Below are 524 nucleotides of genomic sequence, written 5' to 3' on the forward strand. Positions count from 1 at the left end.
TATTTAAATACTCATCATGTGGGCCTTGTGCCTGTGCTTTTGTGTATTCAATTTGAGCAAGTAGCTTGCTCTTTTGTTCCTCGGTTAATTTAATCAAAATTAAAATCCTTTTATCAAAATGCCAGATCGTAAGCTGTATCAATCTGAGCAAATGCGTTAGGCGCTAAGGCATCGCACCATAAACCGCCCCTGTTACCCATCAGGGATAGGACGGCGTAGCGGCTAGCGTCTATACAGTGGTTATTCTTATCAGTGGGGGCTACCTTGCCTGTACGCTCATTAACTTGATAAGCGTAGCTACGTTTCTCTACTAGCCATTGATAACAGCGCTTAGTAACCTTAAAACGCCCCTCACGCATCATGAGGATCATTTCTTCTAGCCCTGTTTCAATATCGTTATAAACTCTGGATTCATTACCAAATTTAGGCACTCTGAGAAGTGAATCAGGAGGATTACGAAAGCCCGGTAAACGGACGTTAACACCGTAACGGGTAAGGATCTTACCTTTAGTTACGTTGGCTTT

1 protein-coding gene is annotated in these 524 nt (G+C 42.7%); it reads right to left on the minus strand.

The window, feature by feature from the left end; genetic code table 11:
- Positions 1–113: 113 nt before the first annotated feature.
- A partial coding sequence (locus N1032_RS27790) for a hypothetical protein (protein ID WP_259543966.1) occupies positions 114–524 on the minus strand: 411 nt, incomplete at its 5' end.

Origin of the sequence: Herbiconiux daphne, assembly GCF_024979295.1 — a bacterium.
GTDB lineage: Bacteria > Actinomycetota > Actinomycetes > Actinomycetales > Microbacteriaceae > Herbiconiux > Herbiconiux daphnes.